Source organism: Ensifer sp. KUDG1 (assembly GCF_050434285.1).
Lineage (GTDB): Bacteria > Pseudomonadota > Alphaproteobacteria > Rhizobiales > Rhizobiaceae > Ensifer.
The window spans coordinates 598,914-618,111 of the sequence record NZ_JBNDIG010000002.1 but is presented as its reverse complement, the minus strand read 5'-3'; the positions used below and the strand labels follow the sequence as shown (position 1 = coordinate 618,111).

Here is a 19,198-nt window from a genome sequence, read left to right as displayed (position 1 = left end):
TCCGATACGGCCTTCCTTCGAGCGAGTTTGCCCGGCGTGAAATTGACGCCTACTCGCCGCCACCCAGCGAATGCACGAAGATGGCGAGCTGCTTGACCGTGGTGTCGCCGAGGCGTGGCAGCCAGGCGGGCATGACGCCGTGCTTGGGCGCCTTCATCTGGGCGACGATCGCCTGCTCGCTCGAGCCGTTCAGCCACAGCGCGTCGGCAAGGTTGGGCGCGCCGAACTCGCGGTTGCCCTTGGCGTCGGCACCGTGGCAGGAGGCGCAGTTGGTCTCGAACAGCGCCTTGCCCGGCTCCACCATGGATGCATCCGACGGCGTGCCGGTGAGGCTGACGACATAGGCTGCCGTCTGCTTGATCTCCTCGGGCTTGAGGATTTCCGCGAAGGACGGCATCTCCGAGACGCGGGTCTCGTCGTCGCCGTTGTAGCGGATGCCGTGGGCGATCGTCTGGTAGATCTCTTCGGGCTTGCCGCCCCAGAGCCAGTCGTCGTCGTTGAGGTTCGGGAAACCGGCAGAACCGGCCGCACCCGAGCCGTGGCACTGGGCACAGTTGACCTTGAAGGCCGAGGCACCGCCGGACACGGCAAAGTGCTGCAGCTGCGGATCGGCCATGATGTCGGCAAGCGAGCTCGAGGCGATCTTCTCGAGGTTGCCGGCCTGCGCCGCCTTGGCGCTCGCAAGCTCCGCACTCACTTCGGCGCGGCTCGAATAGCCGAGCACGCCCTTGGTGGCGTCGGTCAGGAGCGGCACGGCTGGATAGACGATCATGTAGCCGACAGCCCAGACGATGGTCGCGTAGAAGGTATAGACCCACCAGCGCGGCATCGGGTTGTTGAGCTCGCGGATACCGTCCCATTCGTGGCCGGTGGTTTCGACGCCGCTGATTTCGTCGACGTGTTTGTCCGCCATTCTATTAATCCTCCTTCAGGGGGATGGCTGCGGCATCATCGGCGGCCTTCTTGGCGCCGGGCCGGAAGATGAAGGCAACGACGCCGAGGAAGAAGAGCGTCATCGCAAGGAGCGCCCAGCTATCGGCGAACTGGCGCATGGCCGTGTAGGTTTCCATGTGCTGATCTCCTTAGCGATAACCGGTGGTGTCGTCGTAGGTGGAGAAGTCGACCAGCGTGCCGAGCATCTGCAGATAGGCGATGAGCGCGTCCATCTCCGTCAACTTCTGCGGATCGCCGTCGAAGTCGCCGAGCTTGGCCTTCGGATAGCGCCCCTCGACGCCTGACGTGTCGGCGTTCGGATCGGCCTGCGCCTTGATGTCGGCAAGCGCGTTGTCGATCATCTCGTCCGTGTAGGGAACGCCGACCGCCTTGTTCGCCTTGAGGTTGGCGGCGATATTGTTCACGTCGAGCGGGGTCGCCTTGAGGAAGGCGTAGCTCGGCATGACAGATTCCGGCACCACCGAGCGCGGCTCGATCATGTGCTGCACGTGCCACTCGTTGGAGTAGCGGTCGCCGACGCGCGCCAGATCCGGCCCTGTGCGCTTGGAGCCCCACTGGAACGGATGGTCGTACATGGATTCCGCCGCCAGCGAGTAGTGGCCGTAGCGCTCCACCTCGTCGCGGAACGGACGGATCATCTGGCTGTGACAGACATAGCAGCCTTCACGCACATAGATGTCGCGGCCGGCAAGCTCCAGCGGCGAATAGGGACGCATGCCCTCCACCTTCTCGATGGTGTTTTCGAGATAGAACAGCGGCGCGATTTCCACGATGCCGCCGACGGAGACGACGAGCAGAGAGCCGACGAGCAGCAGGGTCGCGTTGCGTTCGAGCGTCGCGTGTTTGTCGAGAATGGACATTCTCTATGCCCTCCTATTCCGCAGCCTTGAGCGCGGGCGTCGCACCGAAGATCGGAGCTTCATCGCGCACGCGGCCAAGGATGGTCATGGTTACGTTGAAGGCCATGAGCAGAGCTCCGGCGAGGAAGAGTGCGCCGCCAAGGGCACGCAGCACGTAGTAGGGAACCATGGCCGCGACCGATTCCGCGAAGGAATAGACGAGGAAGCCCTGGTCGTCGTATTCGCGCCACATCAGGCCCTGCTGGATGCCGGCGACCCACATGACCGCCGCGTAGACGACGATGCCGAGGGTGGCGAGCCAGAAGTGCCAGTTGACCATGCGCACGCTGTAGAGGCGCTCGCGGTTCCACAGCTTCGGAACGAGGTAGTAGATCGCGCCGAAGGTGATGAGGCCGTTCCAGCCGAGCGCGCCCGAATGCACGTGGCCGATGGTCCAGTCGGTATAGTGGCTAAGCGAGTTGACCGTCTTGATCGACATCATCGGGCCTTCGAAGGTCGCCATGCCGTAGAAGGCAACGGCCATGACCATCATGCGGATGATCGGATCGGTGCGGATCTTGTCCCAGGCGCCCGAAAGCGTCATCAGGCCGTTGATCATGCCGCCCCAGGAGGGCATCCAGAGCATGACCGAGAACACCATGCCGAGCGTCTGCGCCCAGTCGGGCAGCGCGGTGTAGTGCAGGTGGTGCGGGCCTGCCCAGATGTACATGAAGATCAGCGACCAGAAGTGGATGATCGACAGGCGGTAGGAATAAACGGGGCGGTTCGCCTGCTTCGGGATGAAGTAATACATCATGCCGAGGAAGCCGGCCGTCAGGAAGAAGCCCACGGCGTTATGCCCGTACCACCATTGCGTCAGCGCATCCTGCACGCCGGCAAAGGCCGAGTAGCTCTTGGAACCGAGGAAGGAGACCGGAACCGCCAGGTTATTGACGATGTGCAGCATCGCGATGGTGACGATGAAGGCGAGATAGAACCAGTTGGCCACATAGATATGCGGCTCCTTGCGGGTCAGAAGCGTGCCGAGGAAGACGGCGAGATAGGCGACCCAGACGATCGTCAGCCACAGGTCCACATACCATTCCGGCTCCGCATATTCCTTCGACTGGGTGATCCCCAGCAGATAGCCGGTGGCAGCCATGATGATGAAGAGCTGGTAGCCCCAGAACACGAACCAGCCGAGATTGCCGCCGAAGAGGCGCGCGCGACTGGTGCGCTGGACGATGTAGAACGACGTTGCGATCAGCGCGTTGCCGCCGAAGGCGAAGATGACCGCCGAGGTGTGCAGCGGCCGCATGCGGCCGAAGTTGAACCAGGGCTCGATGTTGAGGTCCGGGAAGGCAAGCTGGAGCGCAACCACGACCCCGACGAGAAATCCGACGACGCCCCAAAAGACGGTGGCGATCACGCCGTATTTGACCACCTCGTCAAAATACTCCGACTGGGGTGGCGGCGGTGACGCCCTGCCCGCGGAAGCCGGGCTGAACTCGATGCGGCGCATCAAAAGGATGGTGCCGGCAAGAAGCGTGAAGAACAGCACCCACATATGGGCTTCGAAGTGCCGGTCCTGGGCAAGCCCGGCGCCGACGAGCGCCAGGAATGCACCGACCCCGAGCAGGATCATCTCGAATGTGTATTTCATGGTTGGGTCCCCAACTTGGTCCGAACGCACGCAACGACACCCCGAAACGAGGGGTGTCACCGCAGCTTGCCGGAAAGTGTCAGAATCGGGGCAAGCCGGCCTTGATTCAGATCAAGGCTTTGCCACCTCGTTTGGATCATCCTCGGCAAACAATAGGGAGCGCCGTGGGAGTTGGCGTCTGGAGCCGATGAAAAAGACTTTTGAAGACGGACGAATCCGCAGCCGACTGGACCCAGCCCCCCGGCGGGAACCCGTGGCCGAGCCGTTTGCCTGGCTTGCCCGCGCCCACGAGGAGCAGCTGGCGCTCTGCAATTGCCTGGAGGAAATCGCCGACAGCCTGCCGGCCGACATCGACCGGCAGAAATGCGTCTATGCCGCCAAGGTGCTGGAGCCGCTGATCCGCGAGATGCATTCGGGCGAAGAAAACCTGGTCTTCCCCTGGATCGAGCGCACCTACCGCTCGGACCCGACGCTCGGCGCGACGCTGGAGCGGCTGAAATACGAGCATTGCGAGGACGAGTGCTTCGCCGAGGAACTGACCGAAATGCTGGAGCGCCTCGGCGCCGCGGACGAGACGGTCAATGCCGAGACCGCCGGCTACATGCTGCGCGGCTTCTTCACGAGCCTCAGGCGGCACGTCGGCTTCGAGCAGGAATGTCTGCGCAGCATTACCGCGCCGGTCGGATAGACCGGCCGTCCGCGCAGCGCGCCGCAATGCCGACACGTCTCGCGGCCGTTACCCGGCCGCGCATCCCCTTCTGCATTTTCGATTGATGCCGCCGGAACCGGCGCTTCAGGCCGCGATCGCGCGGCGGCGGTCGGCATGTTCCTGGATCACCAGGATGGCGCCGATCAGCTTGCCTGTGCTCGACATGCACGGCGTCAGCCGGCAGCGCACGACGACCGTGCGTGCATCGACCGTCTTGGCGAAGGTGTAGTCCACCACCTCGCCGGAAAAACACCGGTCGAGATAGGATTTCACCCTGAGCTCGAACCGCTGGATGCCGATGAACTCGACGATATGCCGGCCGATCAGGTCCATCGGGCGGCTTTCCAGATGCTCGGCATTGCGCGGATTGGTGTAGAGATAGCGGTAGTCGGGCGTGATCACCGCCAACCGGTCCGGGAAGCTGTCGAGGATCGCCTCGTTGAGCAACCCTTCGTCCGCCCTGCCCTTGTTCGGTTGCGCCGGCAGGCGCTCCAGCTGCAGGTCGTCAAGGTTCTCCGCGCCGGTCGCTGCGAAGTAGCGGTTGATCAGCGATTGCAGCAACTGCGAATGGCGCAGCACGCAGGAAATGTCGTCGGCTTCGACGCGCAGAATGTCGATCAGGAACTGGAACTGAAGCCGGGCGTCTTCGACGCTCACCGCCTTCTCGTCGTAGACGGACCTCAGGATCGGATCCAATTCGCGATCCAGAATCCCGATCAAATGCTCGTCTGCCGTACGTACGGCATACTGCAGCTGCGAATACTTGAACCAGAACAGCTCAATCAGTGCGTTCAATTCGAAACCCCAATTCCCCCACGGCAAAGCCGCTTCGATGCACTTACAAAACAGGCGTAGATGCTCAGGACACTGATCTGGTTCTTGACGTTTCCCCCACCCCTTTCGCGTAAAACCGCACCGCTCGGGTCATCCAAAGCGCTTGCAGGCATTTTCTCACGCGACAGGCATAAGTTTACACTCATTGCGATAGCGTTCAACAGCAGAAAGAAAAACTTAACGCTTACGCACGTTTTCGAGGGAGACTCGGCGCCGATGTCCCCGCGTAGCTGGCAAAACGCAAAGCCCGACACCAGGGGTGCCGGGCTTGCAGGAACGTCAAGCCTGCTTGCGCTAGGCGCAATCAGGCGCTGTTCTGATGCGAAAGAGAATCAGTCTTTCAGATAACGCTTGATGTGCCAGCGGTCGTGATACCAGAGCCATTGGCCCGGATATTCCCGCACCCAGCTCTCCACCTTGTCGTTCAGCACCTGCGCCGTGGCAGTGACGTCGACGCTGCCGTCGGCCTTGCGGGGAATGGCGATCGCCGGTTCGATTTCCAGGCGGAAACGGCCACCCGGCAAGCGGATGCAGCGGGCCGGATAGACCTCGCAGTTAAACTGGCGCACGAGCTTGGCGAGCAGCGGGTTGGTCTGCACGTCCTGGCCGAAGAACTTGGTCTTCAGCCCCTTGCGGAACTTCTGGTCGACGAGGACGCCGACGCCCTGGCCGCGCTCCAGCTGGCGGGCGAGCGCAAAGGACGAGCCCGCGTGCGAGGGCACGAGCTTGCCCATGCGTTCGGCGCGAAAGTTGAAGACCTTCTCAGCCACGTAAGGATTGTTCGGCGGACGGAAGAGCACCGTCACGTCGAGCCCGAAGGCGGATCCGGCGACCGGCAGCATCTCGAAATTGCCGCTGTGCGCGGTAAAGACGATGAAGGGGCGCGGATTGTCGCGAAGCTCGAGGAACAAAGGAATGCCCGAGACCTCGACCCGGCCCGGCGTCGTGCGCTCCGGATCGAAATCGAAGAGCCGGTCGAGGAACACGTACTCGGCCGCCATGCGACCCATGTTGCCCCAGCTTTCGAGGGCGATCTCGTTGATCTCCGCATCGCTCTTTTCCGGGAACGCGTTGCGCAGGTTGGTCAGCGTCAGCTTCTGGCGGCTGGTCTTCGGGCCGATGAACCGCAGGGCGCGATCCATGAAGCTGATCGCGCCATCGGCGGGAAACATCTTCAGGATCGTCAGAAGCAGAAACACGAACTGCGCAATCAGCCATTGGCGGAAACGATCCGCAGCCAGCACCAGCCGTGTGATCACCATGCGCACAGTCGATCAATCCATCTTCAGGATGATCTTGCCGAAGATCTGGCGCGACTCCATGCGCTCCAGTGCCCGGTCGATCTGGTCGAGGGTGATTTCAGTGTCGATGACCGGATGCACGAGACCCCGCGCCATCTTCTGCATGGCGTTCGCCATGTTCTCCATGCGGCAGCCGAACGAGCCGAGCAGCTTCAGCTGCTGCTGGAAGAGCATCATCAGGTTCATGTCGGTGGAGACGCCCGAGGTGGAGCCGCAGGTAACGAGACGTCCGCCGCGCTTCATGCAGAGCATGGAGCCGGCCCAGGTGTCCTTGCCGACGTGTTCGAACACGACGTCGACGCCCTTCTTCTTGGTGAGCTTGCGCACGACGCCCTCAAAGCGGTCGGTGCGGTAGTTGATGACGTGATCGGCGCCGAGCGCCTTGGCCTTCTCGATTTTGTCGTCCGAGCCGACGGTGGTGATCACGGTGCAGCCGATCTTCTTGGCAAGCTGGATCGCCGCCGAGCCGATGCCGGAGCCGCCGGCGTGCACGAGGATGGTTTCACCGGGCTCGAGCTTGGCGTTGTCGAACAGCATGTGCTCGACGGTACCGAAGGTCACCGGAGCAAGGGCGGCGGCAACCGCATCGACGCCCGGAGGGGCCGGTACCAGCAGGCGCGCCGGCAGGTTGATCTTTTCCTGCGCAAAGCCGTCGAGGTGGAAGCCGTGAACGCCGCCCACATGTTCGCAGAGGTTGTCGCGGCCTTCCTTGCACGGACGGCAGAGGCCGCAGGTGCGCGCACCGTAGACCGAGACGAGCTGGCCCGGAAGCACGCTCGAAACGCCAGGACCGATCTGATCGACGACGCCGGAGGCTTCCGCACCGATGACGAGCGGCATCTTGCGCTTGGCGAACGCCATGCCGCGCCAGCCCCAGACGTCGATGTGGTTGAGCGCAACCGCCTTGACGCGCAGCGTCACCTCGCCCGGGCCGGGTGCTTCCGGTTCCGGAATGTCGGTGATTTCGAGCTTGCGGTCATCGAGCAGTTGCAGGGCGCGCATGGTTCTTCCTTTAGATCTCTTTACATAGTCGAGCGGCTGGGCCGTGCTGACTGGCATATATACACTTTGGGAGAGTGGCGCAGCACCCCTCTCTGGCCTGCCGGCCACCTCCCCCAAAAGGGGAGATCGACCCGCGGCAAGCTTATCGCTTCAACGGAGGGCTCCGCGTCGGGACACCCCTGATGAGCAGGACAGCGCTACACCCGATCTCCCCTCGTGCGGGAGATGCCCGGCAGGGCACAAGGGGGCAGCGCCAAATCGTATTGCCCTCGAGTTGGCTCAGGCCGGCTCGGCCGTCATCACCAGGCTGGCGTTCTGGCCGCCGAAGCCGAAGGAGTTCGACAGCACCGCAGAAACCTGCTGGCTGCGCTTCACGTTCGGCACGACGTCGAGCACGATCGCCGGATCGGGGTTCTGGTAGTTGATCGTCGGCGGCAGCGTGCCGGTCAGCATCGTCTGGATCGAGAACACTGCCTCGACCGCACCGGCGGCCGTCAGCGTGTGGCCGATCATCGACTTGTTGGACGAGACCGGGATCGACGGCAGGCGATCGCCGAAGACGGCCGACATCGACAGATATTCCATCTTGTCGTTCTCGGGCGTCGAGGTGCCGTGCGCGTTGATGTAGCCGATGCCGGTTTCATCGATGCCGGCGTCGGCAAGCGCCGCGCGGATCGTCGCGATGGCCGGGCCACCGTCCGGCGAGGAGCGCGTGCGATGGAAGAGATCGGCTTTCTCGCCGCAACCCTTGAGGATGCCGTAGACGCGGGCGCCGCGAGCAACGGCCGCTTCCAGCGATTCCAGCACCAGCGTTGCAGCGCCTTCGGCGATGACGAAGCCGTCACGGTCCTTGGTGAAGGGCTTGGACGCCTTCTCCGGCGGGTCGTTCTGGGTGGAGAGCGCGGAAAGCAGCGCAAAGCGGATCAGCGCTTCGGCGCTGACCGAACCATCGGTCGCAACCGTCAGCGCGCGATCGGTGCGGCCCTGGCGGATCGCCTCGACGCCGAGCTGGATCGCCGTTGCGCCCGAAGCACAGGCTGTCGACAGCGTCACCGGCAGGCCGCGCGTGCCGAAGCGATCGGCAAGGCGCTCGGAGATCGAGCCGAAGAGCACGGCCTCATGGAACGCCGGATCGGCCTTCTGGCGCATCGCAGCGAGGAAACGGTTATAGGCATCGCCCGGCTGTTCGGACGGCGGCGAACGGTCGGCAAGCTCGAAACGCGCGCTCCATTCCGGCTCGATCGGCGGTGCGGCGAGAAACAGCGGACCGTTGAAATCGCCCGAAAGGCCGGCCTGCGCCAGCGCTTCCAGCGTCGTCTCGCGCGCCATGGCATAGGAGCGCTCGACGGAGTTGGCCGCCGGCACCTCGATGAAATCGACCATGCCGGAGATGCGGGTGTTGAGACCTTCCGTCGGGAAACGGGTGATCTTGCGGATGCCGGAGACGCCGCCGGTCAGCGCCGACCAGTTGTCTTCCAGACCCTGGCCGAGCGAGGTAATGACGCCCATGCCGGTAACGGCGACGATCGGGCGGCCGAGGTGATCCTTGTAAGCGTTGCTCATCAATCGTTCCTCTTATTCGGCCGAAAGGACCGCGACGCCTTCGCCGCGTGAATGACCGACGGTGGTCACGACCGCCGACCGGGCAGCAGCCGCCATCGGCTTTTCGAAGCTGGCGTCGAAGGCCGGCACCTTGGCGCCGTGGCCGAGCGTAAGCGCTGCAAGTGCTAGGCCCGCCGGAAACTGCGCCTCGATGCTGTGCCCGACGATGCCGCCATAGGCACGCACCGGCGCGCCGGCCAGATTGGCCTGCAGGAACGCCTTTTCGCTGGCGACGAGGTCATGAAAGCCGGACGTGCCGGAAAAGACCACCGTGCCTGCCGGATCGAGTTTCTCGGCCGGTTTCGCAAGGTCCGCAAGGCGTGCTTCGAGCTTGCCGTCCGTGCGGCTGCCGCGGTCGCTTCCGATCGCGTCGATCGTCGCATAGATGCGGGCGCCACGGGCTTCGGCGTACTCGCGTGATTCCAGCACCAGGAAGGCGCCGACCGACCCGGGGATCATGCCGCCACCGTTGTCACGGCTGCGCGACCAAATCGGGTGCCAGTCACCGGTTGCCTGGCCCTGGATCGCCTCGATCATCAGCATGATGTCCAGGCGCTCGGCCGAAAACGCGCCGCCGACGAGCGTATGCGTCGACTGGCCGGCCTTGATCCGGGCAAAGGCGGTTTCGATTGCCGAGATACCGGCCGCTTCCTCACCCATGAAGGTGCGCGACGAACCGGTGACCTTGTGCACGATCGAGATGTTGCCGGCGAGCAGGTTGGAAAGCTGGGCGAGAAACAGCGTCGGGCGCAGTTCGGTCGTCAGCTTTTCGTTGAGGAGCTGTTCGCGGTCGTTGCGCTTCAGCGCCTCGTCGACGATCAGCGAATCGACGTTGATGTCACGCTCGCCGCCGCCGGCAGCGACGATCATGTCCATGCTGCCGCAGGCTTCGAGATTGTCCTTGAGACCGGCGTCATCCAGCGCCAGGCCCGCGGAAAAGACGCCGAGACGCTGCCAGTTTTCCATCTGGCGCTGGTCGCCACGCTTGGCGATCTGCTGCGACCAGTCGATTTCCGGCAGCGGATGCACCGGATAGGGGCTGAACTTCTCGGTCTCGACGCGCGCGGCCGGCGACGTGCCGGCGGTAAGCATCGCCAGATGCGGCTCGACGCCGACGCCCTGGCTGGTGACGATACCGATGCCGGTAATGACCACGTCGTTTGCAGATTTGCTCATCTTACTTCTCCGAACCGGCTGCCGCTGAAAGCGCCGCCATCAGACCCACTTCTCCAGCCCGCTTGCGCACGATATCGCCGAGCGGAACCTGATCGAACGGCATGGTCCGCAGCTTCAGCTGGGCGTCGCAGACCTTCTTGCCGGCAGAGGTGATCTTCGCCTTGGTGACGGCGAAGCCCGAACCTTCGTGCTCGAGGAAGGCTTCGATCTCGAGTTCGGCCGAGGGCTCGACGAAGGTCCGCATCTTGGCGCCGTCGACCGACATCAGGAAGGGCATGGCGGCAAAATTGGTAGCGGCGAGCACCAGGAAACCGGAGGCCTGCGCCATGGTCTCGATCAGAAGCACGCCGGGCACCAGCGGGTAGCCCGGGAAATGGCCTTCGAATACCGGGCTCTTCCCCGGCACGACGGACCGCGCCGTCAGCCGGCCAGCCGAAAGATCGACCGTTTCGACACGATCGATCATCTGGAAGTATTCAAGGAGCATTGAGGCTCACCCCGTTGGTTTCGGGCTCAAGTAAAAACGCCAATGCCGCCTGTCAAGCGCGGGGCGCGACGGGCGGCATTGGAAATCGAGTGGCAAGGCTCGGGCGAAAGCCCGATCAGCCCTTGGCAGCCCGCAGTTCGTCGATCTTGGCGCAGAGGTTCTTCAGAACGAAGTATTCTTCGGTCGAAACCTTGCCTTCGTTGACTTCCTGCGTCCACTGCTCGAGCGGAATCTTGATGCCGAATTCCTTGTCGATCGCAAACACGATGTCGAGGAAGTCCAGGCTGTCGATGCCGAGATCGTCGATCGTGTGGCTTTCCGGCGTGATCGTCTCGCGATCGATCTCGCTCGTTTCCGCGATGATGTCGGCAACCTTGTCGAATGTAGCTGTCACGCGCATACCTCTAATATTTTAAAGTCGAGTCTCGGCGATCCTATAGGTAAATGCGCCGCAAAAGCCAATGGCCTTGATGCCAAAGGCTTTCAAATTGGAAAACGGTGTTGCGACGGAGCATGGCTCAGACCGCCACCGAATGCCGGCCGCGGCCATTGCCGAGATAGGCGTCGAAGGTGGCCGCAACCGAGCGGGCAAAGGGCCTGCCGCGTTCGGTCAGGCGGAAAATCCCGCTTTCGATCGTCGTCAGCCCGTCCACATCGCGTGCCCGGAAGAGCCGCGCCTCCTCGATCACCGCGCCGGCAAGCGCCGGGAAGTCCCGCTCGATCTCGTCGAAAGAGAAGGCAAAGCGGCACATGACGTCGGCAATCACTTTTGCTCTCAAGATGTCGTCCGGTGTGAAGCGGTAACCACGCACGGCTGCCAGCCCGGTGTTTTCCACATGGCGCAGATATTCGCCGGTGGCCGGCATGTTCTGAACATAACCTTGACGAAACTGACCGATCGCCGAGGCGCCGAGACCAATGAGCGTTTCGGCCGCGTCGTCGGTATAGCCCTGGAAATTGCGGCGCAGACGCCCTTCCCGATTGGCCCGCGCCAGGCTGTCGTCCGGCTTTGCAAAATGGTCGATACCGATTGCCTCGTAGCCGGCAGCAACCAGCATCTCGGCCGCGCGGCTCATCTGCGCGAAACGCTCGACGATGTCGGGCAGGCTTTCGTCCGGAATCATCTTCTGGTGCGTCTTCATCCACGGCACATGGGCGTAGCCGAAGAGTGCGACGCGATCAGGCGCGAGCGAAAGCACCGCCTCCATCGTCCGCTCCAGCGACTGAAGGCTTTGGTAGGGCAAACCATAGAGCACGTCGCAATTGACCGAGTGCACGCCCCGTGCCCGGGACGCCTCGATCGCGTCGCGCGTCTGCTCGAAGGTCTGGATGCGGTTGATCGCCTTCTGCACGACCGGATCGAAATCCTGGATGCCGAAGCTCGCCCGCGTCATGCCGATCTTGGCCAACGCGTCATGGCGCGCTTCATCGAGATCGTTCGGGTCCATCTCCACGCTGATCTCGCAATCGGGCGCAAAGGCGAAGTGTTCGGCAAAAGCACGCTTCAGCGCGACCATGTCGTCGGGCCTGACGAGCGTCGGCGAGCCGCCGCCGAAATGCAGCGCCGTCACCCTGGCCTCGCGGTTCACGCGCCCGCCGATTTCTGCAACCTCGCGATGCAGGCCGGTTAGATAGGTTGCCACCGGATCATAGCGCAGCGTCTGCTTCGTATGGCAGGCACAGAACCAACAGAGCCTGTCGCAATAGGGCACGTGCGCATAGAGCGAGATCGCCTCGCCCGCACGGATCGCACCGAGCCAGCCTTGATAGTCAACCGGCCCCACCGCCTCGGAAAAATGCGGTGCGGTCGGGTAGCTGGTGTAGCGCGGCACAGGGCTCGCATGCTTGAGGATGAGCGCGTCGTCCATAAGTCTCTCCGCTGTCATGAAGACGGCTTAGGACGGATCGGCAAAGAGGCCTTTGATTTTGATCAAGTCGCCGAATTAACACGTTAAAATTGACAATGCTCAAGCTGGCATGAGACATTGTTTCGCGCTTTCGGAATTAGCACCTGTCAACTCTTGATTTAACGACCCGCATCCTCTTTGGTCATCCAGAGACCAACGGCATGCAGGTAGAAAGAATTGCAGATCGTGAACGAACATCGTCGCAAGGATATCCATAATTCGGAGGTTCCAGCCGTCTGCGCCGCCTGCGAGGCGCGCCATGGCGGCGTTTGCGGCACGCTCACCCCGGATCAGCTGCTCGACCTCAGCCGCCATTCGACTCGCCGCAGCATCGAGCCCGGCCGCGAGGTCATCGGCCAAGGCGAAGCGACCGAGAGCTATGCCAACATCATCAACGGTGTCGTCAAGCTCAGCAAGGTTCTGGCCGACGGCCGGCAGCAGATCGTCGGCCTGCAGTTTGCCCCTGATTTCATGGGCCGGCCCTTTACCCGCGAGAGCGCCCTGACGGCGGAAGCAGCCGTCGATACCGACATCTGTTGTTTCCCGCGCACCGTCATCGATCGCCTGGTCTCCGAAGCGCCCAACCTCGAGCACCGGCTGCACGAGCAGGCGCTGAAGGAGCTCGATGAGGCGCGTGACTGGATGCTGACGCTCGGCCGCAAGACCGCGCAGGAAAAGGTCGCGAGTTTCCTCTACATCATCGCCACCCATATCGACCCGGAAAACGGCACCTCGAACGAGTTCGACCTGCCGCTGTCGCGCGCCGACATCGCCGACTATCTCGGCCTCACCATCGAGACCGTCAGCCGCCAGATCACCAAGCTCCGCAAGGAGAACGTCATCCGCATCGAAAACAGCCGCCACGTCACCGTGCCGAGCCTCGACCGGCTGATGCATGTGGCGGGCATCGACTGAGCGGCGCTCGGCGGCTCTCAGGCGCCCTGGCTCGACGTCGCACAAAACATCTGCACAAGATTGCCCCTCACCCTAACCCTCTCCCCGCAAGCGGGGAGAGGGAACGAGGACGGCCGCAGCGCCGCCTTCCGCGGCGCCGCCGTAGCTGAAAATCAAACGGGCCTGTGGAGAACGAGCGGGTGCTGCAACATCCCTTCTCCCCGTAGAAAACGGGGAGAAGGTGCCGGCAGGCGGATGAGGGGCGCAAGTCTTGACGAGAGCCGGCAGCCCTATGCCGTCACCGCGTAATCACGATCCGCGTGTTCGCCAGCCCGTGCTCCTTCGTGAGGGCGAAAAACTCTGCCGCATTGTTCGGATGCAATCGCACGCATCCGTGCGAGGCCGGGCGGCCGAGCCGCTTGATGTCGTAGGTGGCGTGGATGGCATAGCCGCCGTTGAAGAACACGGCGTAAGGCATCGGCGCATCGTCGTACTTGCGCGAACGGTGGTTGCGCGAGAGCCATTTCGCGCTCCAGCTGCCGCGTGGCGTCACATAGCCCTTGCGCGCCGTCGAGACCTTCCAGCGATACATCACGATGCCGTTCTGGCTGACGGTCATCGTCTGCGACGACAGGCTGATATCGGCAATCAGATTGGCGGCGTTCGCGGGTTGAACGGTAAACTGCAGCAGGGCGGCAATCAGCGCAGTCAGAAGGCTTTTGCGCATGCTTCTCTCTCCGGGAAGACGAACACGTACCGGTGGAACCAAACGTTCCAGGAGAATAACTGATCGAATATGATACGATCTTAATACATATGGAAAGCAGAGTCTTAATGCGAAGGTCAACTTCCGCGATCAAATCATTGCGATTGCAAGAACAAGCCCGGTCATGACCGTGCAGGCGCCGTAAAAGACAGCAATACCGGCGTCGATGTCTTCGCTTTTCGCAACCGCCCGGCCCGGACCGTTGATCATCGGCTCGCTGACCTTGACGCCGCCATAGATGCGCGGGCCCGCAAGCTGCAGGTCAAGCGCACCCGCCATGGCCGCTTCCGGCCAGCCGGAGTTCGGCGAGCGGTGCAGGCCGTGGTCGCGAAGGCTCACGGTCAGAGCATCCTTGGCAGCGCTGGCACCACGATGGATCAGCGCGCCGGCTGCGATCAACAGGATCGAGAGCCTGGCAGCCGGCAGGTTGGCGACGTCGTCGAGCCGGGCCGAAGCCCAGCCGAAGTGCAGATATTTCGGCGACTTGTGGCCGATCATCGAATCGGCCGTGTTCAGCATCTTGTAGGCAAGAAGCCCCGGCAGGCCGGCAACGGCATACCAGAAGGCCGGTGCCACGACGCCATCGGAAAAGTTCTCGGCCAAGCTCTCGATCGCCGCGCGGCAGACCGCCGGCTCGTCGAGCGTTTTTGGATCGCGGCCGACGATCATCGACACGGCGGCACGTCCGCCTTCAAGCCCACCCTGTCGCAGGCCCTCGGCCACGCGACGCACGTGATCGGCAAGGCTCTTCTGCGCCAGGAAGACCGCGACCAGAACCGCCTCCAGCAGGAAACCGAGCGGCCCGAAGACGGCGAACAGGCGGTGCAGCAGATGGCCGAACCAGGCGCTGAGGCCAAGCAACAGCAGGATCGCGACGACGCCCCGAAATCTGCGGGCGCCATCCTCCAGGTCCTCGCGGTTCAGCCGAGCGTCGAAAAAGCCGATGGCCTTGCCGAAGAACACGACCGGATGCGGCACGCGCGCCCAGAGCCAGTCCGGATCGCCGACGACGCGATCGATCACCAGCGCCAGCGCGAGGATGAAAAGGATGGTCTCCGACACTCAGAGCTCCATGCGGGCAAGCGCGTCCGCAAGCCGCCGGTCGCCCGCCGCGTCAGGCGCAAGACCGATCCTGAGCCAGGTCGGCGCATAGTCGAACTTGCGCGTGAGGATATGGGCCTTGCAGAGCCGCTCCTGCAGCAGAGCCGCCCGCGGATGCTCGACCAATACGAAAAGCCCCGTGCCGCCGATGCGGGGGAGCCCTGCCCCATCGAGTGCCGCGTCGAGGCCGGCGCGGCGCTCGAGGATGCCGGCTGCGATCGCCTTCGTATCGCCCTGCATCAGCGCTTTCGAGATGGTCAGCGCCGGGCCGGAGACGGCCCAGGGGCCGAGCCAGTCGGCAAAGGACGCAAGCACCGGCTCGGTCGCAACGACGAAACCGAGGCGCAGGCCCGCAAGGCCGAAGAACTTGCCGAAGGAGCGGAAGACGATGAGATTGCCCTGCCCCGGCACATGGCCGGCGACGCTCAGCTCCGGCTCGAGATCGCCGAATGCTTCGTCGACGAGCAGCAGCCCGCCGCTCGCTTTTTGCCTTGCGGCGATCGCCAAAAGCTCCGTCGGCGTCAAGGCGCGGCCGGTCGGGTTGTTGGGGTTGACGACGATGACAAGGCCATGTTCGGCTGTCAGCGCGTCGGCATCCGCGACGCGATCGACGGCAAAGCCGGCCGCCTCCAGCACGCGGGCATATTCGCCATAGGTCGGCCCGAAGATCGCGACGCGCCTGCCTGCCGGAGCAAGACGCGGCAGCAACTGGATCACCGATTGCGTGCCCGGCACGGGCAACGGGAGCACGCCGTTGGTGCGGTAGTAGTCGGCGGCCGCGCGCCGCGCGTCATCCACCGTCTGCCGGTCCGGCAGCCGGTGCCAGGCGCGCTCGGGCACTTCAGGCAAGGCGACTGGGCATGGGTTGATGCCGGTCGAGAGATCCAGCCAGTCTTCGAGCCGGCCGCCATAGCGCGCTGCGGCTTCGGTGATGCCGCCGCCGTGAACGATCGGTGCGCTCATGCAGCACCTGCAACATCGATCAGATGCATGAAGGAACCGGCGACAGGGCCACGCCGGAGGCCTGCCTGGCCGAGATCCTCGCCGGCGGCGTCGCTGACCGCAAACAGCCGATCGGCCGCCCCTTCGGCGACGATGGTCGCATAGTGGAATTCGTGCGCCGTCATGGGTCCATCGAAGAAGGCGTTGTCGACAGGCACGACGCGGCGATAGCCGAGGTGCCGCCTGCGCTCGGCAAAACTGGTGACGAGTGGCAGCAGGCCGAGCATGTCGTAGCGTGCGCCATCGGCAGCGACAAGCCCTTCGCCAAGCACCATGTAGCCGCCGCATTCGCCAAAAATCCGGGCGTCGCGTTCGGCCGCCGAATGCATGCCCGAGCGGAAGCGGACGGCGGCGCTTAAGCGCCCCGCATGCAGCTCCGGATAGCCGCCGGGCAGATAGACGGCATCGGCTTCTGCATCCGGCGCCTCGTCGGCGAGCGGCGAGAAGAAGGAAATCTCCGCGCCGCCTTGCCGCCAGCCGTAAAGCAGGTGCTCGTAACAGAAGGCAAAGGCGATATCGCGCGCGACCGCGATGCGCCGGCCGAACGGCTGCAACCGCCTGGTATCGGCGGCTGCGGGCACCTGCGGAAAAATCGTCGCGATCAGGCGGATCGCGTCGAGATCGCAGGCAGCCTCGACGCGCGCGGCCGCCGCCTCGATGAAGCCTTCGAGCGCCGAATGTTCGCCCGCCTGCACCAGGCCCAGATGGCGCTCCGGCAGTTGCAGCGCGCTGTCCTGCCGGAGCACGCCGAACACAGGCATGCGCACCTTGGCGAGCGCATCGCGCAGCATCATTTCATGCCGGTCGCTGCCGACCTTGTTGAGGATGACGCCGACCACCCGGATATCGTCGCGGTGATCCGCGTAGCCACGGACGAGTGCGGCAACCGACTGGGACATGCGGGCGCAATCGACCACCAGAATGACAGCGAGGTTCAGCGTCGCGGCGAGATCAGCCGGCGTTCCCGAACCGTCGGCAGCCCCGTCGTGCAGCCCCATCATCGCCTCGACGATCAAGGTGCGCCCGCCGGCAGCCGCATGCGACGCATTCGCAAGCAGCAGTTCCGGGCGCATGGCCCAGGGGTCGTAGTTGAAGCAGGGCTCCCCGGTCGCCGCCGCATGGAAGGCGGGATCGATATAGTCCGGCCCCGCCTTGCCGGGCGCGATCGCCACGCCGCGCTTCTTCAGCGCGCGCATCAGCCCGAGCGTCACCGTCGTCTTGCCGGAGCCGGACGATGGGGCGGCAATCAGCAATCCGCTCATGCCGGGTTCCTGAGAATGCGATTGGCGAAGGGGTCGGCGGCGAGCTTGCGCCCGTCGAGCGCGCCGATCCAGTCGAGTGCCGCGCGCAGTCGCACCACCTCGCCGACGACTACGATCGCCGGCGGCTCCAGGCCTGCCGCTGCGACATCGGCCTCGGCGCGCGACAGCGTCGTTTCCAGCACCGCCTGCTCCGGCGTTGCCGCGTTGCAGACGAAGGCGACCGGCTCGTCCGGCGAGCGACCGCCGGCAATGAGGTTGGCGGTGATGGCGCCGATATGCTTCATCGCCATATACATGACGATGACAGGCGATCCGCTGGCGATACCCTGCCAGTTGATGCGGTCCGGCACCAGGCCGGAGGAATCATGGCCAGTCAGGAACGTGACGGCGTGGTTCACCTCGCGGTGGGTCACCGGAATGCCGGCATAGGCAAGGCCACCGATGCCGGCGGTGATGCCGGGCACGATGCGAAACGGCACCTGATGCTCGACCAGCGTCAGCGCCTCCTCGCCGCCACGGCCGAAGACGAAGGGATCGCCGCCTTTGAGGCGCAGCACCCGGTTGCCGGCGCGCGCGAGCTCGACGAGGCGAAGCGAGATGTCGCGCTGCTTCGGCGATGGCTTGCCGCCGCGCTTGCCCGCAAACTCCAGCACGGCACCCGGCCGCGCGAGCTTGAGGCAATCCTCGTTGACCAGCGCATCGTGCACGATCACATCCGCCTGGCGCAGCGCATTGGCCGCATGCAGCGTCAACAGGCCGGGATCGCCCGGGCCGGCGCCGACCAGCCAGACCGAACCTTTTTCGAGCGCCGGCAATCCGGCAAAGAGGTTGTCGATCATGCGTGCTGTCCCACCTGTATTTCGGCGCCGCCCAACGGCGCGCCTGACGCGATCTCTAAAGAACCGGATTCCATTCCTGAGCAAACCCGGACAAAAGATTGATTCAATTCAACAACATAGGCGCGCATCAGACAGCCTCCGCCGCCGGAATGCGCTTTTCAGCGCGCAAGGTCGCCGGCCCTGCGAGGGCCGCCGTCGCATGGGCGGAGACGGTCTTCGGCACGATCAGAACGGCTTCGCTGCCGGCGCCGACGAGCGCTGCCCCTTCGGCGACACCATGGCAGCCGGTGTAGGCAAAGACGATCTCCGAGGGATTGGCGAGCCGCGAAGCTTCGGCTTCGAGCGTGGCGGCATCGTAGAACGCGGCCGGAACCGCGAAATGTTCGGCCGCCGCCAGGATCGCCGGCTCCTCGGCGCGGGCATCGAGCGAGGCGACCAGCCGCAGATCGCTGGCCACAGCACCGGCATCGGCAAGCGCGCGCTCGGCAAGGGCGATCACCTCATCGGCCGGCGTGCGACGCTCGCAGCCGAGGCCGAGCACCAGCCCGGCTCCTGCTCTTGTCGTCTGTGCAGCATGTTGGCCCGATGGCATCGGCGGCCGGCTCCCTTCGTCGGTTCTCCTTAACGAAGCGCCGGCTGGGACGAATGGTCCCGGCCGATCTGGACAGCACCGGCTGATGGCCCCCTGGCTGGGTCGGCCGCACCGGACGCTCTTTCAGTCCGCCGAAGCGGACGCCGTCGCATATCCTTCATTTTTACCGGAGCGCGAAAGGCCGGTCAAACCGGATTGCGCCATCGCCATGTCGCGTTTGAGGAACATCGTCATCCGCGCGCCCTATCGCAATGACAGCCCATCTCGG

At 64.1% G+C, this 19,198-nt stretch carries 21 protein-coding genes; 2 read left to right on the top strand and 19 right to left on the bottom strand.

The features are described from left to right. Window positions 1-49: 49 nt before the first annotated feature. Genes ccoP through ccoN form a run of 4 tightly spaced genes read right to left on the bottom strand, consistent with a single transcriptional unit; the run spans window position 50 to window position 3,456 of the window. The gene (gene ccoP, locus M2267_RS08585) at window positions 50-913 is read right to left on the bottom strand and encodes a cytochrome-c oxidase, cbb3-type subunit III (RefSeq protein WP_043617325.1); all 864 of its coding nucleotides are present in this window, start codon (window positions 911-913) and stop codon (window positions 50-52) included. Window positions 914-917: 4 nt separating this feature from the next. Beyond that, window positions 918-1,070: a CcoQ/FixQ family Cbb3-type cytochrome c oxidase assembly chaperone gene (locus tag M2267_RS08580; RefSeq protein ID WP_034788377.1), complete on the bottom strand. Its 153-nt coding sequence runs from the start codon at window positions 1,068-1,070 to the stop codon at window positions 918-920. 12 nt (window positions 1,071-1,082) lie between these two features. After that, window positions 1,083-1,814, bottom strand: a complete 732-nt coding sequence (ccoO, locus tag M2267_RS08575) for a cytochrome-c oxidase, cbb3-type subunit II (protein ID WP_034788367.1) — start codon at window positions 1,812-1,814, stop codon at window positions 1,083-1,085. 13 nt (window positions 1,815-1,827) lie between these two features. Continuing rightward, window positions 1,828-3,456 carry a cytochrome-c oxidase, cbb3-type subunit I gene (gene ccoN, locus M2267_RS08570; protein ID WP_043617330.1) on the bottom strand — a complete coding sequence of 543 codons (1,629 nt, stop codon included), beginning with the start codon at window positions 3,454-3,456 and terminating at the stop codon, window positions 1,828-1,830. Window positions 3,457-3,709: 253 nt separating this feature from the next. Between ccoN and M2267_RS08565 the strand changes: the two genes are divergently transcribed. Further along, a complete protein-coding gene (locus M2267_RS08565; RefSeq protein ID WP_371258871.1) occupies window positions 3,710-4,144 on the top strand; it encodes a hemerythrin domain-containing protein in 435 nt (144 codons plus the stop codon). Between the two features lie 105 nt (window positions 4,145-4,249). On the opposite strand, the gene M2267_RS08560 is transcribed toward M2267_RS08565, so the two are convergent. The 8 genes from M2267_RS08560 to hemN all read right to left on the bottom strand — a co-directional run bounded on the left by M2267_RS08560 (window position 4,250) and on the right by hemN (window position 12,435). Continuing rightward, complete coding sequence (locus tag M2267_RS08560; RefSeq protein ID WP_429113975.1) at window positions 4,250-4,960, bottom strand: PAS domain-containing protein; 711 nt, start codon at window positions 4,958-4,960, stop codon at window positions 4,250-4,252. A gap of 371 nt (window positions 4,961-5,331) precedes the next feature. Then, complete coding sequence (locus M2267_RS08555) at window positions 5,332-6,261, bottom strand: lipid A biosynthesis lauroyl acyltransferase (RefSeq protein WP_429113972.1); 930 nt, start codon at window positions 6,259-6,261, stop codon at window positions 5,332-5,334. A gap of 12 nt (window positions 6,262-6,273) precedes the next feature. Beyond that, window positions 6,274-7,302: a zinc-binding dehydrogenase gene (locus M2267_RS08550; RefSeq protein ID WP_043617339.1), complete on the bottom strand. Its 1,029-nt coding sequence runs from the start codon at window positions 7,300-7,302 to the stop codon at window positions 6,274-6,276. 279 nt (window positions 7,303-7,581) lie between these two features. Continuing rightward, window positions 7,582-8,865 (bottom strand): beta-ketoacyl-ACP synthase, encoded by a 1,284-nt coding sequence (locus M2267_RS08545; RefSeq protein ID WP_402318000.1) that lies wholly within the window; start codon window positions 8,863-8,865, stop codon window positions 7,582-7,584. 12 nt (window positions 8,866-8,877) lie between these two features. Further along, window positions 8,878-10,080 carry a beta-ketoacyl-ACP synthase gene (locus tag M2267_RS08540; RefSeq protein ID WP_429113969.1) on the bottom strand — a complete coding sequence of 401 codons (1,203 nt, stop codon included), beginning with the start codon at window positions 10,078-10,080 and terminating at the stop codon, window positions 8,878-8,880. A gap of 1 nt (window position 10,081) precedes the next feature. Further along, the gene (locus M2267_RS08535) at window positions 10,082-10,567 is read right to left on the bottom strand and encodes a 3-hydroxyacyl-ACP dehydratase FabZ family protein (RefSeq protein WP_429113966.1); all 486 of its coding nucleotides are present in this window, start codon (window positions 10,565-10,567) and stop codon (window positions 10,082-10,084) included. 115 nt (window positions 10,568-10,682) lie between these two features. Beyond that, window positions 10,683-10,967 carry an acyl carrier protein gene (locus M2267_RS08530; RefSeq protein WP_089044188.1) on the bottom strand — a complete coding sequence of 95 codons (285 nt, stop codon included), beginning with the start codon at window positions 10,965-10,967 and terminating at the stop codon, window positions 10,683-10,685. A gap of 118 nt (window positions 10,968-11,085) precedes the next feature. Continuing rightward, window positions 11,086-12,435 carry an oxygen-independent coproporphyrinogen III oxidase gene (gene hemN / locus M2267_RS08525; protein WP_429113963.1) on the bottom strand — a complete coding sequence of 450 codons (1,350 nt, stop codon included), beginning with the start codon at window positions 12,433-12,435 and terminating at the stop codon, window positions 11,086-11,088. A 216-nt stretch (window positions 12,436-12,651) separates the two neighbouring features. Between hemN and M2267_RS08520 the strand changes: the two genes are divergently transcribed. Then, window positions 12,652-13,389 (top strand): Crp/Fnr family transcriptional regulator, encoded by a 738-nt coding sequence (locus M2267_RS08520; protein ID WP_052201805.1) that lies wholly within the window; start codon window positions 12,652-12,654, stop codon window positions 13,387-13,389. Window positions 13,390-13,666: 277 nt separating this feature from the next. Here the strand turns inward: M2267_RS08520 and M2267_RS08515 are convergent, their stop codons facing one another. From M2267_RS08515 to M2267_RS08485, 7 genes are all read right to left on the bottom strand, one after another. Beyond that, a complete protein-coding gene (locus M2267_RS08515) occupies window positions 13,667-14,095 on the bottom strand; it encodes a L,D-transpeptidase (RefSeq protein ID WP_043617351.1) in 429 nt (142 codons plus the stop codon). A 129-nt stretch (window positions 14,096-14,224) separates the two neighbouring features. Beyond that, window positions 14,225-15,196 (bottom strand): adenosylcobinamide-phosphate synthase CbiB, encoded by a 972-nt coding sequence (cbiB, locus tag M2267_RS08510; RefSeq protein ID WP_429113959.1) that lies wholly within the window; start codon window positions 15,194-15,196, stop codon window positions 14,225-14,227. After that, complete coding sequence (gene cobD, locus M2267_RS08505) at window positions 15,197-16,198, bottom strand: threonine-phosphate decarboxylase CobD (protein ID WP_429113957.1); 1,002 nt, start codon at window positions 16,196-16,198, stop codon at window positions 15,197-15,199. Further along, window positions 16,195-17,499, bottom strand: coding sequence for a cobyrinate a,c-diamide synthase (locus M2267_RS08500; protein WP_429113955.1), 1,305 nt, complete (start codon window positions 17,497-17,499; stop codon window positions 16,195-16,197). Before M2267_RS08500 ends, cobD begins: the two co-directional genes overlap by 4 nt. Beyond that, window positions 17,496-18,335: a uroporphyrinogen-III C-methyltransferase gene (cobA, locus tag M2267_RS08495; protein ID WP_371258872.1), complete on the bottom strand. Its 840-nt coding sequence runs from the start codon at window positions 18,333-18,335 to the stop codon at window positions 17,496-17,498. The genes M2267_RS08500 and cobA overlap by 4 nt, the downstream gene beginning before the upstream one ends. Further along, window positions 18,335-18,466, bottom strand: a complete 132-nt coding sequence (locus M2267_RS08490; protein WP_256364283.1) for a hypothetical protein — start codon at window positions 18,464-18,466, stop codon at window positions 18,335-18,337. Before M2267_RS08490 ends, cobA begins: the two co-directional genes overlap by 1 nt. Then, complete coding sequence (locus M2267_RS08485; RefSeq protein ID WP_429113953.1) at window positions 18,466-18,930, bottom strand: cobalamin biosynthesis protein; 465 nt, start codon at window positions 18,928-18,930, stop codon at window positions 18,466-18,468. Before M2267_RS08485 ends, M2267_RS08490 begins: the two co-directional genes overlap by 1 nt. Between the last annotated feature and the right edge of the window lie 268 nt (window positions 18,931-19,198).

What these genes read in the sequence shown, in the direction of transcription:
- ccoP (WP_043617325.1), bottom strand. Translation starts at nt 913, where the DNA reads ATGGCGGACAAACACGTCGACGAAATCAGCGGCGTCGAAACCACCGGC.
- M2267_RS08580 (WP_034788377.1), bottom strand. Translation starts at nt 1,070, where the DNA reads ATGGAAACCTACACGGCCATGCGCCAGTTCGCCGATAGCTGGGCGCTC.
- ccoO (WP_034788367.1), bottom strand. Translation starts at nt 1,814, where the DNA reads ATGTCCATTCTCGACAAACACGCGACGCTCGAACGCAACGCGACCCTG.
- ccoN (WP_043617330.1), bottom strand. Translation starts at nt 3,456, where the DNA reads ATGAAATACACATTCGAGATGATCCTGCTCGGGGTCGGTGCATTCCTG.
- M2267_RS08555 (WP_429113972.1), bottom strand. Translation starts at nt 6,261, where the DNA reads ATGGTGATCACACGGCTGGTGCTGGCTGCGGATCGTTTCCGCCAATGG.
- M2267_RS08550 (WP_043617339.1), bottom strand. Translation starts at nt 7,302, where the DNA reads ATGCGCGCCCTGCAACTGCTCGATGACCGCAAGCTCGAAATCACCGAC.
- M2267_RS08545 (WP_402318000.1), bottom strand. Translation starts at nt 8,865, where the DNA reads ATGAGCAACGCTTACAAGGATCACCTCGGCCGCCCGATCGTCGCCGTT.
- M2267_RS08540 (WP_429113969.1), bottom strand. Translation starts at nt 10,080, where the DNA reads ATGAGCAAATCTGCAAACGACGTGGTCATTACCGGCATCGGTATCGTC.
- M2267_RS08535 (WP_429113966.1), bottom strand. Translation starts at nt 10,567, where the DNA reads ATGCTCCTTGAATACTTCCAGATGATCGATCGTGTCGAAACGGTCGAT.
- M2267_RS08530 (WP_089044188.1), bottom strand. Translation starts at nt 10,967, where the DNA reads ATGCGCGTGACAGCTACATTCGACAAGGTTGCCGACATCATCGCGGAA.
- hemN (WP_429113963.1), bottom strand. Translation starts at nt 12,435, where the DNA reads ATGGACGACGCGCTCATCCTCAAGCATGCGAGCCCTGTGCCGCGCTAC.
- M2267_RS08515 (WP_043617351.1), bottom strand. Translation starts at nt 14,095, where the DNA reads ATGCGCAAAAGCCTTCTGACTGCGCTGATTGCCGCCCTGCTGCAGTTT.
- cobD (WP_429113957.1), bottom strand. Translation starts at nt 16,198, where the DNA reads ATGAGCGCACCGATCGTTCACGGCGGCGGCATCACCGAAGCCGCAGCG.
- M2267_RS08500 (WP_429113955.1), bottom strand. Translation starts at nt 17,499, where the DNA reads ATGAGCGGATTGCTGATTGCCGCCCCATCGTCCGGCTCCGGCAAGACG.
- M2267_RS08490 (WP_256364283.1), bottom strand. Translation starts at nt 18,466, where the DNA reads ATGCGCGCCTATGTTGTTGAATTGAATCAATCTTTTGTCCGGGTTTGC.
- M2267_RS08485 (WP_429113953.1), bottom strand. Translation starts at nt 18,930, where the DNA reads ATGCCATCGGGCCAACATGCTGCACAGACGACAAGAGCAGGAGCCGGG.